Raw genomic sequence first — 14,560 nt, forward strand, 5'->3', positions numbered from 1 at the left:
GTGGGTGTTGTAAAATAATATTAATTGGCGTAGATGATTTTATCTGAATAGATAGCTTCAATTGCTTGTTTATGAATATTCTTCTTTTTATCGGTGACAATAATATCAATATCATTGATGTCACTTATTTTCATTAACCCACTTTGGCCAAATTTACTGGTGTCACATAAAATAACTTTCTGTCTGCCCATCGCCAACATTTTCTTGGCAATACGCCCTTCATCTAAATTTTTTACCATCACGCCAAAATCACTGTCTATTCCGCCAACTCCGACGAAAGTGAAATCAGTATGAATATCGTTCATTTGTTCAATGGTCTGAATGCCTAAGTTAGCCTTGTAGGTATGATTATATTCACCACCTAATACATGCACGACAGCCATATTATTTTTACTTTTAATTTGATCAGCAATTAATGATGAATTAGTAAAAACAGTAAACTTCACTAATGGTAAGAATGAAGCAAAAATAAGTGTGGTGGTACAAGAATCAATAAATAAAGTATCGTTTTCAGTCACCAACGATGCAGCATATTGACCAATTAGCATTTTTTCCTGGCGATTTAAATCCATTCGTTGGGCAAAACTGCCCTCTTGTATATTCTGAACTTTTATCGCACCGCCATGGACTTTAGTGACCTCACCGCTCTTTTCTAAATAGGAAAGATCACGGCGGATGGTTTCAGACGTCACACCCAACTCTTCAGAAAGACCAATAACCGAAACCTCACCAAGACTATCCAGCTTTTCTAAAATAAACTGTTTACGTTTGATCTGATTCATAGGAATAGCGGCCCGAAACTGTGCGATACATAGTGTCATTCTACTGAATAATTTTATGAAACAAAAGGCGATTCAATCACACCGGCCAGAGTTGATTAATGGTAAAAGCGACCCTGTGTTGGTTATTATCCTGACTTACCCTATCCACACAAGATTTGACAAAATCACTGGCATTCCCCCATTGCCACACCCACAGCAGAAAACTGAAACATACTGATATCATTCTGCTGATCGCCAATACTGACCATGGCTTGAGCACTGATATTTAAGTGCTGAGATAAATAATGCAATCCTTACCCCTTACTGATGCCATGTTTCATTATTTCATAATAATGATTGCTGGTTTTACTGAGTGAGTAACGTGCCATCAAGATCAAGTGCTAATAACTTATACATACGTTGACTCCAATAAAAAAGGGAGAATATATTATTGCTAATATACTCTCCCTCCTTGCTCACATTATACTATCAGTGGGTAATAAAGCGCGATACCACATCCTTTGCCGCGTTGCAGACAACATTATCAATGGCGGTGCCCACCACCAGAATATTTACACCGGTATCTTTAAATGCTTTGGCATTTTCCAGATTGATCCCCCCTTCTGCTAATGTTGGTACCGAAACCGCACTGACCAACGCCAGAAGCCGCTGTTTGATAGCATCAGGAATATCACCCGCACTGACACCTTCGTAGCTCATGCCAGTCATTAAACCAATCATATCAACACCCAGTGCTTCCATCGTTTTAGCCACTTGCGCAACATCAGCGGGGGTTTCAGCGGCAATACCGAAGGTATGCAAGTCACTCGGATGACCAATATAAGCATCCACCGTCAGACCATATTTATGGGCTAAATCCACCAGTTCCTTTAAATCTTCAAAACTGGACTTATGGGTATGTAAACCATCAGCCCCTGATTGAGCTATCAATAAAATATCTTGTTCTGTCACGGGTGTAGGTACAGTTTCAGTAAAGCCCCCGGCGATGCCGACGGTAATAAAAATATCGTCAGCCACCACATTACGCACCCCCCGCACGGCTTGTGCCATTTGGCCGATGGTTATCTCATGACGAATACGCTCCGCAGCATGCATATTTGTCACGCCATTATGGCCGCGAGCCAGTGCCAACGCCGGGTGATTAGGTTCCAATAATTTAACACCTGAATCGCATACTGCTTTCGCTAAGCGAGCATCATCTCCGGTTATTCCAGTACTGAGAATAGTTTGACCGCCATGTAATGAAATTGCATTTCGTACTTTATCCATAGCGACGGAACGTTTCTTACTCATATCAGCGTTGAACATATTTACCTCTACTTGATTTATATAAAACGGCTTTTTTAATTGTTAACTCTTAGCCCGAGATCCCTGGTGTTGGTGATTCGGGTACTGCTTTTTTAATTGCGACAAACTTGTTGGCTAATAGGGTGATTACACAGGTCAACACCAGTGTTACCGCCATGACTATCGCCATATAAAAAGCGTTATTCGACAAGAATGGGGAGGCGAATGCAGGTACATATGCCACGCCTTTAATATTTAATAATCCCAGCAACATGCCGCCAACGCCGGCGGAGAATATTGCACCAGCAAAGACGACTTTATTAGAAAACATGAACGGGTAAGCAGATTCGACGAACGTCCCAAAACCGAGGTTAATTAACAACCCTGGGGCAGCTACTGCGGCTTCACTTTTCTCGCGCGGAGCAATCACGTTTGCCAGATTAATACCGGCTGCCACCATCACCAGCCCGACCATATCGACCGCGCCGAGGAAGCTGACACCGGACTTTTCCATTTCCAGTAATACCAGTGGCAATATAACTGCGTGATAAACTCCACCCAGAATAGCTGGCCAAATAACCAGACCGGCCAGTAATCCGGCTAAAATCGGGCTAAAAGCCAGAGTGGCTTCGATAGCCAATTTGATATAGTCACCAGCGGCTAATGCCAATGGGCTAAGCAGGTAATACATCACTAAACCGGAGAATAAACCGGACAAACCACCCGCTACGATATTGATGGTGGTCATTGGGAATTGCCATCTCAGACAGAGCCCGAACAGGTAACGCACCATAATACCGGCGCCGATCCCTCCCAAAATACCGCCGATTAAGCCACCTTCTACCGACAGCACCCCGGCGACAACCCCCGCCACAATCGACACTTCATCTAGCTCAGAAACCTGTTTAGCCGCAATAACCGCGACAATAACCGGTAACCCCTTCAACAACAGTTCAAAAATGGCATTGAGTGATTGCAACCCTGGGATATGGCTTAGCGCCAATACAATAGCCATGGCGATAAAACCAGGCAGAGCTGGGATCATGATGCTACGGATATTGATTCTTTTTAGCAGGCTCTTGTCACTGCCCGGCATGTTGGCCTCGCTACTGCCCAGCACTGGGGTATATTTTATCTGCCAGTGTTTGCATAGCGAGGCGGTAAAAGAGATAGCCCGTGTGCGGCTATTGGTTCCAGTTGTGCCAGAGGTGGCAATCACATTGGCACCTTTGGAGGTGATAATTGCCATCGAGGTGCCGCCAGTGCCCACAATAGGGATTTTCTTTTCTATCGCCGCCAAAATAGCGTCTTTATTACTGCGATCAGGGTCGGCACTCATGATAATGATGCCATCAATATCACCGGCTCGAATTTGTGCCGCAATGGCCGCATCCGATGATTTTACCGCGTCATTCACCTCGGAGAGTTTCCCCTGGAAGCTAATCCGTGGTTTATCCCCTTCTTCCGCGATTATTGAATAAACGGCGGCGGCGGTGGTCGGCTTTGCCACATCCATCGACTCTTCCGCTGCAATAAATTGCACCGCACTGACACCTAACCCAGCAGAGTGGAGTTGGGTATAGATTTCTTGTAGAAGTCTTTCGGGGTAGGCACCACCGAGATTGAACAGATTTCCCCCGCTGCTTCCGAGTATTGCTACATTTTTCATGTCGGGCCTCAAAAGATAAGAAATATTAGAAAGTGTTATTATGTTTTTAACTGCAATTCACCATCACAGAAATAATAATTCAAAGCAACATTAAACAACATAAAACCATCCATTAACCCCACTAACACAACAGTGATTAATACCAATAATTTAATTAAAAAATCATATAATCAAACTAATATTCCATTAAATTAAGATAATTAGAAATTAAAAATCACAAATTGGCATTTTGTTGTTTTATTTTGTTTTGTTGTTTTCGTGATGAAGGTCAAATTATTGCCATTGGCTATTTCTGGCGAAGAAAGAAATGTGGAGAAAATGATAGAAGATGTGCGAGAGTTAAAATTGTGAGTAGAGGGAAGTATCGCGGGTCGTTAAATAGCACAGTGCCATAACGGTTTTAGGCTAGGGTGATCAGTCGGCCCGTTCCTGCTCATATGAGCAGGCAGGAAAAGGCCGTAGGTATCATGGTGGTTACGCGTTTATCGCTTTCTTTGAATCCAGAGCGCTATGGATGGCGGCTTCCAATTCGTTGACTTCGAATTTTTCCACATAAGCATCTGCCCCCACTTTGCGGACATGGTCTTCATTGGCACTACCCGATAATGACGAATGGATTATCACCGGAATATTTTTTAAGAACTCATCGCGTTTTATATTCAGCGTCAAGGTAAAACCATCCATCTCCGGCATTTCTAAATCGGTTAACACAAAGGCGATTTTATCCGAGATAGGTACCCCTTCGGCCCGCGCTTCATCGGCCATCTTCTTGATCTTATTCCACGCTTCCAGACCAGTGATATGCATCACGGCAGGGATATTCATCATCTTCAGACCCTGTTCAAGCATCGAACGCGCCACCTTAGAATCTTCAGCCACAATCGCGACTGAGCCGGGCTTAAGTTCAAATGCCTTGGTCTTCTCACTGTCGATTTGAACATTGCGATTAGCAGGAATAATGTCATATAGAATCTGTTCAACATCCAGCACCAGTGCCAATCGGTTGCTCGTAGGATCGTTATCCAAGCGCGCGATACTGGTAATATTGCGGCTCTTAACACCCGCGTCGGCAGCCAGTACCTGGCTCCATTCAAGGCGCACGATATCGTCAACGGATTCCACGGCAAAAGCCTGTGTACTCCGGGCGTACTCAGTCACCAGCAGAATATTTAGTCCAGTTTTTGGCACGCAACCGACGATAGACGGGAGGTCAATCACCGGAATGATTTCTCCGCGAATATTCGCAATACCCATCATCGGAGATGCCATACCCGCGGCTTTGGTCAGCGTAGGCATGGGTACAATTTCGCGCAGTTTGAACACGTTGATACCGAATAACTCGGATTTCTCTTCTTCTTGAGATACCCCCAGTCGGAACAACAAAAGTTCAAATCGGTTTGATGAGGTGAGATTTGTTCTCTCTTCAATCTCTTTTTGAAAATTATCCATACTTTCCCCAATGCAAATAATTGTTGATGTGCAATAACAAGGCGATATCAGCCATTCGGAAAATAAGGAATAACATTCTGCTCAGCGGCAACTAATGCTTCACCCTTTCATTCGGGAACAGGAAAATACAGCACGCACGGTGCCCTCTCGTCCCACGTCTGTCCATTGCCTTTTCTCATTCTCACCATGGTGGAACTTATAGTGTTATCGGCACGTGGGAGAAAATGCTTAATAATTCGACTTAAGAGAAAAACGCGGCACCGAACACTGCCTGACGTCGCCGCTGCACATCACTTAACGACCATCTGCGTCCACTGGGAAATGCGATAAAAGTCGCCATGCGCTGGCCCGCAAACGGGCGCAAATGAACTTTAGTGGTCAGGCTGTGGGCCGATAGCGCCATAGCCAACGGCCAGAGGACATTCGCCGATAAAACAGCACACCACGCACTATCCAGTCGAGGAACATGCCCATCCACACGCCAATGACGCCAAATCCTAGCGTCACACCCAGAATGTAACCGGCGATAATCCGGCAACCCCACATCCCGGCCAGTGCCACCCACATCGTGTAACTGGCATCCTTCGCCCCTTTTAGGCCGGATGGTAACACCCAAGAGGCGGCCCAAATCGGCATAAACAGTGCATTTATCCAGATGAGGTGTTTAACGACAGTAATGACGCCCGGCTCGTTGGTATACAACGAAGCCAAAAAACCTGCGCTGGGGATCGATAATAGCGCGATAAAACACACCCCAACCGTCGATAACCAGAAGATATGCTTGAGTTGGCGGATCGGTTGCAAGATCTGCCCTTTCCCTAACCGCGTGCCGATAATAATCGTCGAGGTATAGCCCAACGCGTTGCCCGGCAAGTTAATCAGCCCAACAATTGAGAATGCGATGAAATTACCGGCGATCACTTCGGTCCCCATCCCCGCCACAAAACGCTGAGTAATCAGCTTACCAATGCTAAACATCACTGATTCAACACTCGCGGGAATACCAATACTCAACACCTCAAACATAATCGCCGAGGTAAACGGCATAAAATATGCTTTGAACGGGATGCGCAGAGTGTGATTGGCACCAAAAATTAGCATTAGCACCACCACCAACGCGCCGATATAGCGAGAAAGCGTGATACCGATACCGGCACCAATAAAGCCTAAGCCCTGCCAGCTAAATAGGCCGTAAATCAATATGCTACTGATAGCAATATTGAGAATGTTCATCATAATATTGATGACCATGGGTAATCGGGTATTACCGGCTCCGCGCAGTGCACCACAACCCACCAAGGTGATGGCCATTGCGGGATAATTCCAGACGGTCAGATGCAGATAGGTCAGCGCCATCGCCTTAACGGAGGGATCGGCTTGACTGGCCATCAGATTAATAATCGTCTCACCGGTAAAATGCACCAGTAACACCAAAAATAATGAGATGAGCACCAGTAGAGAGATCGATTGACGCGCTGCCGTTTGTGCTTGTTTGCGTTTACGCTGACCAAGACTAAATGACACCACAACCGATGTTCCCAGCGCAACAGAGGCAAAAAAAGCCACAATCAACATATTGAAGCTATCCGCCAGCCCCACCGCCGCCATGGCCTCTTTACCCAACCAACTCACCAGCAGTGTGCTAAACACCCCCATCAGCAGCACACAAAGCCCTTCAATAAACAGTGGGATAGCCAGTGGCGTTATCTCACGCCAAAACAGTACCCGATAGGATTTTCGCTTTTTATACCACGCGCTTGCGTGAAAGATTTTCAACTTAACAGTCCCTGGAATCACGTCCATTTGCATACATCAACGCTTTCCACCACTATGGTGAAACATCCCGATGCGCTGATTTACAATGGTGATTGCCCGCGTTAAATTTTAACGTTTTGTCCGCGGTAAAAAACCCTTGCAGATCTCATAATAGAACATGCGATAAATTTTAGTGAAACATCATTTCACCAAAGTGGTGATGAAATACTTATGCAATGAAACATACATAAATATGCAAAATGTCTTTGACTAGAATAGGGGTTTTGCGATATCAATGTAGGCATTGAAACCTTTGCCAGACAGACCTAATTCATACAGGATTTAATTGATGACAACTATTCTCAAACACCTTCCTATTAATCAGCGTGTTGGTATTGCTTTTTCTGGTGGCCTGGACACCAGCGCAGCACTGTTATGGATGCAGAAAAAGGGTGCAATTCCTTATGCATATACCGCCAATTTGGGTCAGCCTGACGAAGAAGATTACGATGCAATTCCGCGTAAGGCAATGGAGTATGGCGCAGAGAAAGCCCGTCTGGTTGATTGCCGCAAACAACTGGTTGCTGAGGGTATCGCAGCCATTCAATGTGGTGCATTCCATAACACCACCGCCGGTGTGACCTACTTTAACACCACCCCGCTGGGCCGTGCTGTCACCGGTACCATGCTGGTTGCCGCCATGAAAGAAGATGGTGTCAATATCTGGGGTGATGGTAGTACCTATAAAGGTAACGATATCGAGCGTTTCTATCGTTATGGTTTGTTGACCAATGCTGAGTTGAAAATTTACAAACCGTGGCTGGATACTGATTTCATTGATGAATTGGGCGGCCGTCATGAAATGTCCGAGTTTATGATTCAGTCCGGTTTCGACTATAAAATGTCGACGGAGAAAGCCTATTCCACTGACTCCAATATGCTTGGAGCCACTCACGAAGCCAAAGACTTGGAATTCCTTAATTCCAGCGTCAAAATCGTTAACCCGATTATGGGCGTGAAGTTCTGGGATGAAAACGTGGTAGTGAAAGCGGAAGAAGTCTCTATCCGTTTTGAACGTGGGTATCCGGTTGCTCTAAATGGCGTAGTGTTTGACGACAGTGTTGAGCTGATGATGGAAGCCAACCGTATTGGTGGCCGTCATGGTTTGGGGATGAGCGACCAAATTGAGAACCGTATTATCGAAGCCAAGAGCCGTGGCATTTATGAAGCCCCAGGGATGGCGTTGTTGCATATCGCATATGAGCGTCTGCTGACCGGTATTCATAACGAAGATACTATCGAGCAATATCATGCCAATGGCCGGGTGTTGGGCCGTCTGCTGTATCAAGGCCGTTGGTTTGATCCACAAGCATTGATGCTGCGCGATTCTGCACAACGTTGGGTTGCGAGCGAGATTACCGGAGAAGTGACACTGGAACTGCGTCGTGGCAATGACTATTCGATTCTCAATACTGTATCTGACAATCTGACCTACAAACCAGAGCGACTGACCATGGAGAAAGGGGATTCCGTATTCTCACCTGATGATCGTATCGGTCAGTTGACTATGCGTAATCTGGATATCACCGACACCCGTGAGAAGCTGTTTAACTATGTTGAAACCGGTTTATTGTCCTCTTCAGCAACCACTGGGCTGCCACAAGTTGATAATAACAACTTAGGTGCACGCGGTATTCAGAACAAGAGTAAGTAATTATTCTCTTGAACTAAAATTGACAGTGAGTAGCAATCAGACCAAATATCGGCACTAGATCGCGCTTGCGTTACGTTGCTAACAAAGCCCTGCTGGAAAGGCCGCTTACCTGACCAGCACAAAAAACCGCCTACCTGGCGGTTTTTTTGTTTCTATGCCACGCCCCTCAATCAGAGCCATGAATAGTAAAAATATAATATATAATCAATTAGATAGCTGGCGTTCATTCAACTCAGTCGGTTCATGCTTATAGTGAAAAGCAAAGACAAAAACAACCGCCAGTACGACAGTATAAGCAGCAAAAGATAACCAAATACTATTCCAATCTTTTACGCCATCGACCGTAAAGTAATCAACCACATGCCCGCTGCTTATCGCGCCAACATACGCCCCAACGCCGTTTACCATCGTCATAAACAAGCCTTGTGCGCTACCTCTGATATTGTGGTCGACTTCTTTTTCGACATAAATCGCCCCTGAAATATTAAAGAAGTCAAAGGCGCAGCCATAGACCACCATGGATAACAGTAATAGAACAATGCCGCTGGCGGACGGGTCACCATAGGCAAACAAGGTGAAACGCAGAGTCCAGGCAATCATACTGATCATCATCACACGCTTAATACCAAAGCGAGATAAAAAGAAGGGAATGGTCAGAATGAAAAAGACTTCGGCAATTTGCGCCATCGATAACAAAAGCGACGGGTACTGCACCACGAGGCTATCCTGATAAAGTGGATTCTTGGCAAAATCGTGCAGGAATGGGCTGCTAAACGTATGGCTAATCTGTAATGAAGCACCCAGTAACATGGCGAATAAGAAGAAAATAGCCATCTTCTTTTGTTTAAACAAAACAAAAGCATCAAGCCCTAAAAGGTTAACCCATGAGCGATCTTTCTTAGCATTAGAGGTGGGGCAACTGGGTAATGAGAGTGCATACATAGCCAATACCAGCGCCGCACCTGAAGCAATATAGAGTTGAATATTGCTCAATTCAAAACCGGATAAACTGATAGCCCACATGGCAAAAATAAAACCCACCGTGCCAAAAACACGTACCGGCGGGAAATCTTTAATCGTATCCAGCCCGGCCTTTTCCAGACAGATATAAGAAATCGTATTCGCTAATGCAATTGTCGGCATATAAACCATCGCATTAAACAGCATCACTAAGAACATGATCTTAGGATCGGAAACATTGGCCGCAATTAGCAGCGCGACAGCACCCAATAGGTGGCAGCAGGCATAGAGAATATTGGCTTTAATCCAGCGGTCGGCAATAATACCGATAATGCTTGGCATTAAAATACAGGCAATTCCCTTCGCACCATAGACTAGCCCCACCTGCGCACCGGTAAAATGGAGGGTATTCATCATATAGGCACCCAAGGTCACCAGCCAGGCACCCCAGATAAAGAACTGGAGGAAGAACATAACTTTAAGCCGTTTTTTTATTATCATTTTTATTCTCCGTGATACAAAGGTGTCGAGGGAATATGATTTGCTTATTGAGTCTGTAGGGTACTTCCCTCTTCAGCGGTATCCCCTACTGCCTGCGAGCCGCAATGACGCCAATAGGGGACTAACCAAAAGGTTGATAGTGTATTTATCGAACGGCTGATGCTTTGCTTTTCAAAAAAGCTTCAATTAGTTTGGTGAAATTAACCGAGGCCAATTTGGCGCATTTTAAGGTTTGTTCGTGAGACAGAACCACATCAGACAAGCCTTCTGCCAGATTGGTAATTGCCGTTAACGCAATCACTTTTAAGCCGCAATGGGCCGCAGACAAAACCTCTGGCACCACCGACATCCCCACCACATCTCCCCCTATGATTTGCATCATGCGGATTTCGGCTGGCGTCTCAAAGCAAGGACCGGGATAGGAGACAAACACCCCTTCGGTCAGAGGGATATCAAGCTGTTGGGCAATCTTGGCCATCTCGGCACGCAAGCCTTTATCATAGGCATTCGCCAGGCTAAAGAAACGTGGGCCAAAACGATCATCATTAGGCCCAACCAGCGGTGTTCCTGGCATGGTGTTGATGTGATCTTTAAGCATCACCACTGAACCCGGTAATACTTCTGGCCGTAATGAGCCGGCGGCGTTAGTACAGAATAAGAACTCGCATTCCATCAGTTTAAAGGTGCGTACCGGATTGGTCATAATGCTCATGCCTTGCCCTTCATAGAAGTGACCACGGCCTTTCATACACATCACAGCGACACCAAACAGCTCACCGAGAACCAATTCACCCGCATGCCCGTGCACCGAGCTAACCGGGAAGCCGGGAATATCGGCATAACTGAGGGTGGTTTCATTGGTAATTTGTGCCACCAAATCGCCTAAGCCTGAGCCTAAAATAAACGCCGCCTGAGGCTTAAATCCGGGCTTTATTTTCTGAATATACGCGGCAGCCTGAAAGGGTAATTCACTGAAATCAGCATTACTGTTTGAATTTACTGTCGTCATAATAAAACCCCTTAATTATTTTTTATTTATCAAATAAACGGGTCATCCAATAAACCGGCTAAATAATAAATAGGTAGCGAGATAGATATTCCTCTCCATCATATGCAGGGGGTTATGACACAACCAATACTAAAATTCCGCTTATCCATACTGAAAAGGTAATGGTTCATGGTGCATTTCCACGCAATTATCGTCGATCACAAGAGGGTAATAAGTATGCACATGACAACAAAAATAGTTAAAGCACATCTGCAAATGCTGGGGTTTACCGCCCTGCTAGGAGGTTCTTTTATTGCCAGCGCCACCATCAGCAATGCCTTGCCCCCCATGGTTATCACTTGGTTAAGATATGCTATCGCCAGCTTGCTTTTTATGGTGTTACTGGTGAGTCAGAGGTTATTTAAATTACCTAAATTGCGCGATTTAGGCCGCTACACGTTAATTAGTTTGCCGCCATTACTCTATTTTGCTTGCATGATATTTTCACTACAGACCACCAGCGCATTAAATTCGAGTGCGTTATATACCACCGTGCCATTAATGAGCCTGATAATGAGCATGCTGTTACTCAAATCGAAATCGACATGGTCAGTGCTGGTGGCCTTATTAATGGGGATTTTAGGCGCGTTGCTTATTATTTTTAAGGGCGATTTATCTCAGCTTTTACATCTGTCGCTTATGCCGTCTGATTATTTATTCCTGTTCGGCTGCTTAGGAATGGCGCTTAATCCCATCGTAGTAAAGAAGTTACATCGTGGCGAACTGGCGTTGGTTCTCACTGGCTGGAGTTTGATCTGTGCCACGCTATTGTTAACCGCAGTCGTCGCCTATCAACTGCCAGAAATCGAATGGCGAAATATTAGCGTTATAACCTGGAGTGGGGTTTTCTATCTTGCAACCTTTGCCACCGCGTTAAGTTTCTTCCTGTTTCAAAAAGCTTGCATTGTGCTCTCTCCGGCCAAAGTATCAGGTTATGTATATCTGATACCGCTGTCGGTTATTGCGACCAATGTGGTGCTAGGGCAGGCAATAAATTGGCAGGAGATCGCCGCTGGGGTCACTTAGTGGTTATTGCGATGGTCATGTTGGTTAAAGCTAAGTGACAGCGGCATTAAAATAACGCAAGCAACCGCTCCAGCGGCCGCGTCATGCTACCGGGATGATAAACGGCAAACAGATCAGCGGAGAGATTGTCTATCAGCGGGATGAATTTAATATTAGGCCATGGGATTTCCTGCATGCTTTCAGGAACCAGAGCGATGCCAAGATTGCTGTTTACAAAAGCCAGTTGGGTCTGTGGTTCATCAAATTGATAAATAGTCAGCGGCTTACAACCTGCGGCGAGGCAACTATTATATAAATTTTTGGAGTAGCCAGAGTTAGCAAAAGTGAGGAATATCAGGTTCTGGCCGGAGAGTTCTTTCAAAGTGAGCATTTTTTTATCTGCCAGCGCGCTCTCATTAGACACCGCAACCGCAACCCGCTGCTTCTCAACGCACTGATAGACCAGCGCCGGGCTTTGCTCTAGGGAAGCACAACGCCAGAAGCCGATATCAAGCTTCTTACTTAATAGCGCTTCATACTGTTTGCTGGGCGGAAACTCATGCAAAGACCACGTGGTGTTAGGGTTAAGCGTTTTAAAAAGTTTGAATTTCTCTAATAATTGGTGCCAAAGCGCCGAACCAATAATGCCTATATTGAGGTGGCTTTGCTCATGGCGGGCAATATAAGACACACGGCTTAATGAGTTTTCTATATTCTCAAAGACTTCTTTCATCTCAGCCTGCATCATCTCACCCGCCAGAGTTAATACCACATTACGGCTGTCCCGGATAAATAAAGGGAAACCCAAAGCATCTTCCAACTCTTTAATTTGCAGGCTTAACGGTGGTTGCGAGATATGAAGGCGTTCAGCGGCTTTTCCAAAGTGCAGTTCTTCTGATACGGCTAAGAAATAGCGGATCATTTTCAAATTGATACGACCGGAAAAAAGAAGCTTCTGCATGCCACTATCCAATTATGTTAATGCGTAACCTAACTTATCTTTTGATAATAACACTATCTGATTATTCAACGACTAAAAACCACCCGAACAATTCAAAACCATTCGAGTTGCAGGTAGATGTAGCCAATCCCCTGCAACTTCAAGGATAAAGGGAACACCCCCTGTAATTTCAAGGACGAAGGCCCCCCAAAGTCATTGGGATTACAAGTAGGCAGCAAGAGAATGAACCCCGATGAGCTTACTCATGTAAGTGATTCGGGTGACAAATCGGTCAGGAACCGATTTGAACGCCGCTTGCGGCGGCCTCAACGAGACGAGGCCCAAGGATGGGCCGAGTAATGAACGTAGCTAACACCCCCTGTAATTTCAAGGACGAAGGGGGGTGGGTAATTCAATATTACTTTCAGCCAACAACCCCATATTATTATACATGGCACAGGCTGCATCCACTAAATGCATTGCAATTGCGGCGCCACTGCCCTCACCTAGCCGCATGCCCATTTGCAAGTATGGATCGAGTTGCAGATGGCTTAGCGCAATGACTGCACCTTTTTCTGCTGATAGATGAGAGGGGATCAAATAGTCACGGACTCCCGGTGCGATACGGCAAGCCGCTAACGCAGAAGCATATGAGAGGAAACCATCCAACACCACTGGTAACCCCGCCGCCGCCGCACCAAGCATCACGCCGGTCATACCTACCAAATCAAAACCACCCACTTTCGCCAACACATCAATACCATCATTGGCATCTGGATGATTGGTTTCGATAGCACGGCGCACTACCGCCACTTTATGATGCAACTGCGCGCTAGGAAAATTCGCCCCAATCCCTACCACCAATTCAGGATCGCTGTCAGTAAACACGCTGACCATCGCCGCTGCTGGCGTAGTATTCGCCATACCCAACTCACCAACGCCAAACACTTTCACGCCTTCAGCCGCCTGCCGTAATGTCAGCAGTGCACTGGCACAAAGTAAATCCTCTGCCTGCTGGCGAGTCATTGCCGCTTCACGGGCGATATTGCCACTGCCACGCGCCACTTTCATATCCACCACACCGGGTAGCGTCTCGCTATCAATACCCACATCGACAATTTTTACTTCAACACCGGCATTAGCCGCTAGCACGCAAACACCTGTTACCCCCTTCACCATGTTCAACGCCTGAACCAGCGTGACCACTCGAGGTGAAATAGCCACGCCTTCATCGTAGACGCCATGATCTGCTGCCATCACAATAATTTGTTTGCGCTCAACCTGATGCCCGTATAACCCCCGCATTCCAGCCAGTTGAACCGCCAGTTGTTCCAGGCGACCTAAGCTACCTGGTGGTTTCAGTAAACCATCCAACCGCACCTGTGCTCGGGCCATCGCCTTGCTATCCAGCGGCGCAATCGTGCGCAGAATCGATGAAAGTGTTTGCATG

The 14,560-nt window shown here is 45.9% G+C and carries 10 protein-coding genes and 2 pseudogenes; 2 read left to right on the forward strand and 10 right to left on the reverse strand.

Features of this window, described 5'->3' with window-relative positions:
- Nucleotides 1–20: 20 nt before the first annotated feature.
- The 6 genes and pseudogenes from V2A84_RS10705 to V2A84_RS10730 all read right to left on the reverse strand — a co-directional run bounded on the left by V2A84_RS10705 (nucleotide 21) and on the right by V2A84_RS10730 (nucleotide 6,963).
- Complete coding sequence (locus V2A84_RS10705; RefSeq protein WP_083163745.1) at nucleotides 21–782, reverse strand: DeoR/GlpR family DNA-binding transcription regulator; 762 nt, start codon at nucleotides 780–782, stop codon at nucleotides 21–23.
- A gap of 76 nt (nucleotides 783–858) precedes the next feature.
- Nucleotides 859–1,144, reverse strand: a pseudogene (locus V2A84_RS10710) (HAD hydrolase family protein); the annotation flags it as partial.
- Nucleotides 1,145–1,250: 106 nt separating this feature from the next.
- The gene (locus tag V2A84_RS10715) at nucleotides 1,251–2,090 is read right to left on the reverse strand and encodes a histidine biosynthesis protein (RefSeq protein ID WP_083159247.1); all 840 of its coding nucleotides are present in this window, start codon (nucleotides 2,088–2,090) and stop codon (nucleotides 1,251–1,253) included.
- Between the two features lie 49 nt (nucleotides 2,091–2,139).
- Nucleotides 2,140–3,738, reverse strand: a complete 1,599-nt coding sequence (locus tag V2A84_RS10720; RefSeq protein ID WP_083159248.1) for a PTS sugar transporter — start codon at nucleotides 3,736–3,738, stop codon at nucleotides 2,140–2,142.
- A 474-nt stretch (nucleotides 3,739–4,212) separates the two neighbouring features.
- Entirely contained in the window at nucleotides 4,213–5,187 is a 975-nt protein-coding gene (locus V2A84_RS10725) for a chemotaxis protein (protein WP_442848809.1), read from the reverse strand.
- A 378-nt stretch (nucleotides 5,188–5,565) separates the two neighbouring features.
- Nucleotides 5,566–6,963: an EmmdR/YeeO family multidrug/toxin efflux MATE transporter gene (locus V2A84_RS10730; protein ID WP_083163747.1), complete on the reverse strand. Its 1,398-nt coding sequence runs from the start codon at nucleotides 6,961–6,963 to the stop codon at nucleotides 5,566–5,568.
- Between the two features lie 328 nt (nucleotides 6,964–7,291).
- On the opposite strand from V2A84_RS10730, the gene argG reads away from it, so the two are divergent.
- Entirely contained in the window at nucleotides 7,292–8,656 is a 1,365-nt protein-coding gene (gene argG / locus V2A84_RS10735) for an argininosuccinate synthase (protein WP_083159250.1), read from the forward strand.
- Between the two features lie 204 nt (nucleotides 8,657–8,860).
- Here the strand turns inward: argG and V2A84_RS10740 are convergent, their stop codons facing one another.
- Nucleotides 8,861–10,117, reverse strand: coding sequence for a nucleoside permease (locus tag V2A84_RS10740; RefSeq protein WP_372568938.1), 1,257 nt, complete (start codon nucleotides 10,115–10,117; stop codon nucleotides 8,861–8,863).
- 145 nt (nucleotides 10,118–10,262) lie between these two features.
- Complete coding sequence (gene xapA, locus V2A84_RS10745) at nucleotides 10,263–11,126, reverse strand: xanthosine phosphorylase (protein ID WP_442848810.1); 864 nt, start codon at nucleotides 11,124–11,126, stop codon at nucleotides 10,263–10,265.
- Between the two features lie 255 nt (nucleotides 11,127–11,381).
- On the opposite strand from xapA, the pseudogene V2A84_RS10750 reads away from it, so the two are divergent.
- A pseudogene (locus tag V2A84_RS10750) lies at nucleotides 11,382–12,229 on the forward strand (DMT family transporter).
- Nucleotides 12,230–12,237: 8 nt separating this feature from the next.
- Here the strand turns inward: V2A84_RS10750 and V2A84_RS10755 are convergent.
- On the reverse strand, nucleotides 12,238–13,131 hold the full coding sequence (locus tag V2A84_RS10755; RefSeq protein ID WP_442848811.1) for a LysR family transcriptional regulator: 894 nt from the start codon (nucleotides 13,129–13,131) through the stop codon (nucleotides 12,238–12,240).
- Between the two features lie 366 nt (nucleotides 13,132–13,497).
- A complete protein-coding gene (gene cobT / locus V2A84_RS10760) occupies nucleotides 13,498–14,559 on the reverse strand; it encodes a nicotinate-nucleotide--dimethylbenzimidazole phosphoribosyltransferase (protein ID WP_442848812.1) in 1,062 nt (353 codons plus the stop codon).
- Nucleotide 14,560 lies beyond the last annotated feature (1 nt).

Origin of the sequence: Yersinia sp. 2553 StPb PI (assembly GCF_052217105.1) — a bacterium.
GTDB classification, from domain to species: Bacteria; Pseudomonadota; Gammaproteobacteria; order Enterobacterales; family Enterobacteriaceae; genus Yersinia; species Yersinia enterocolitica_E.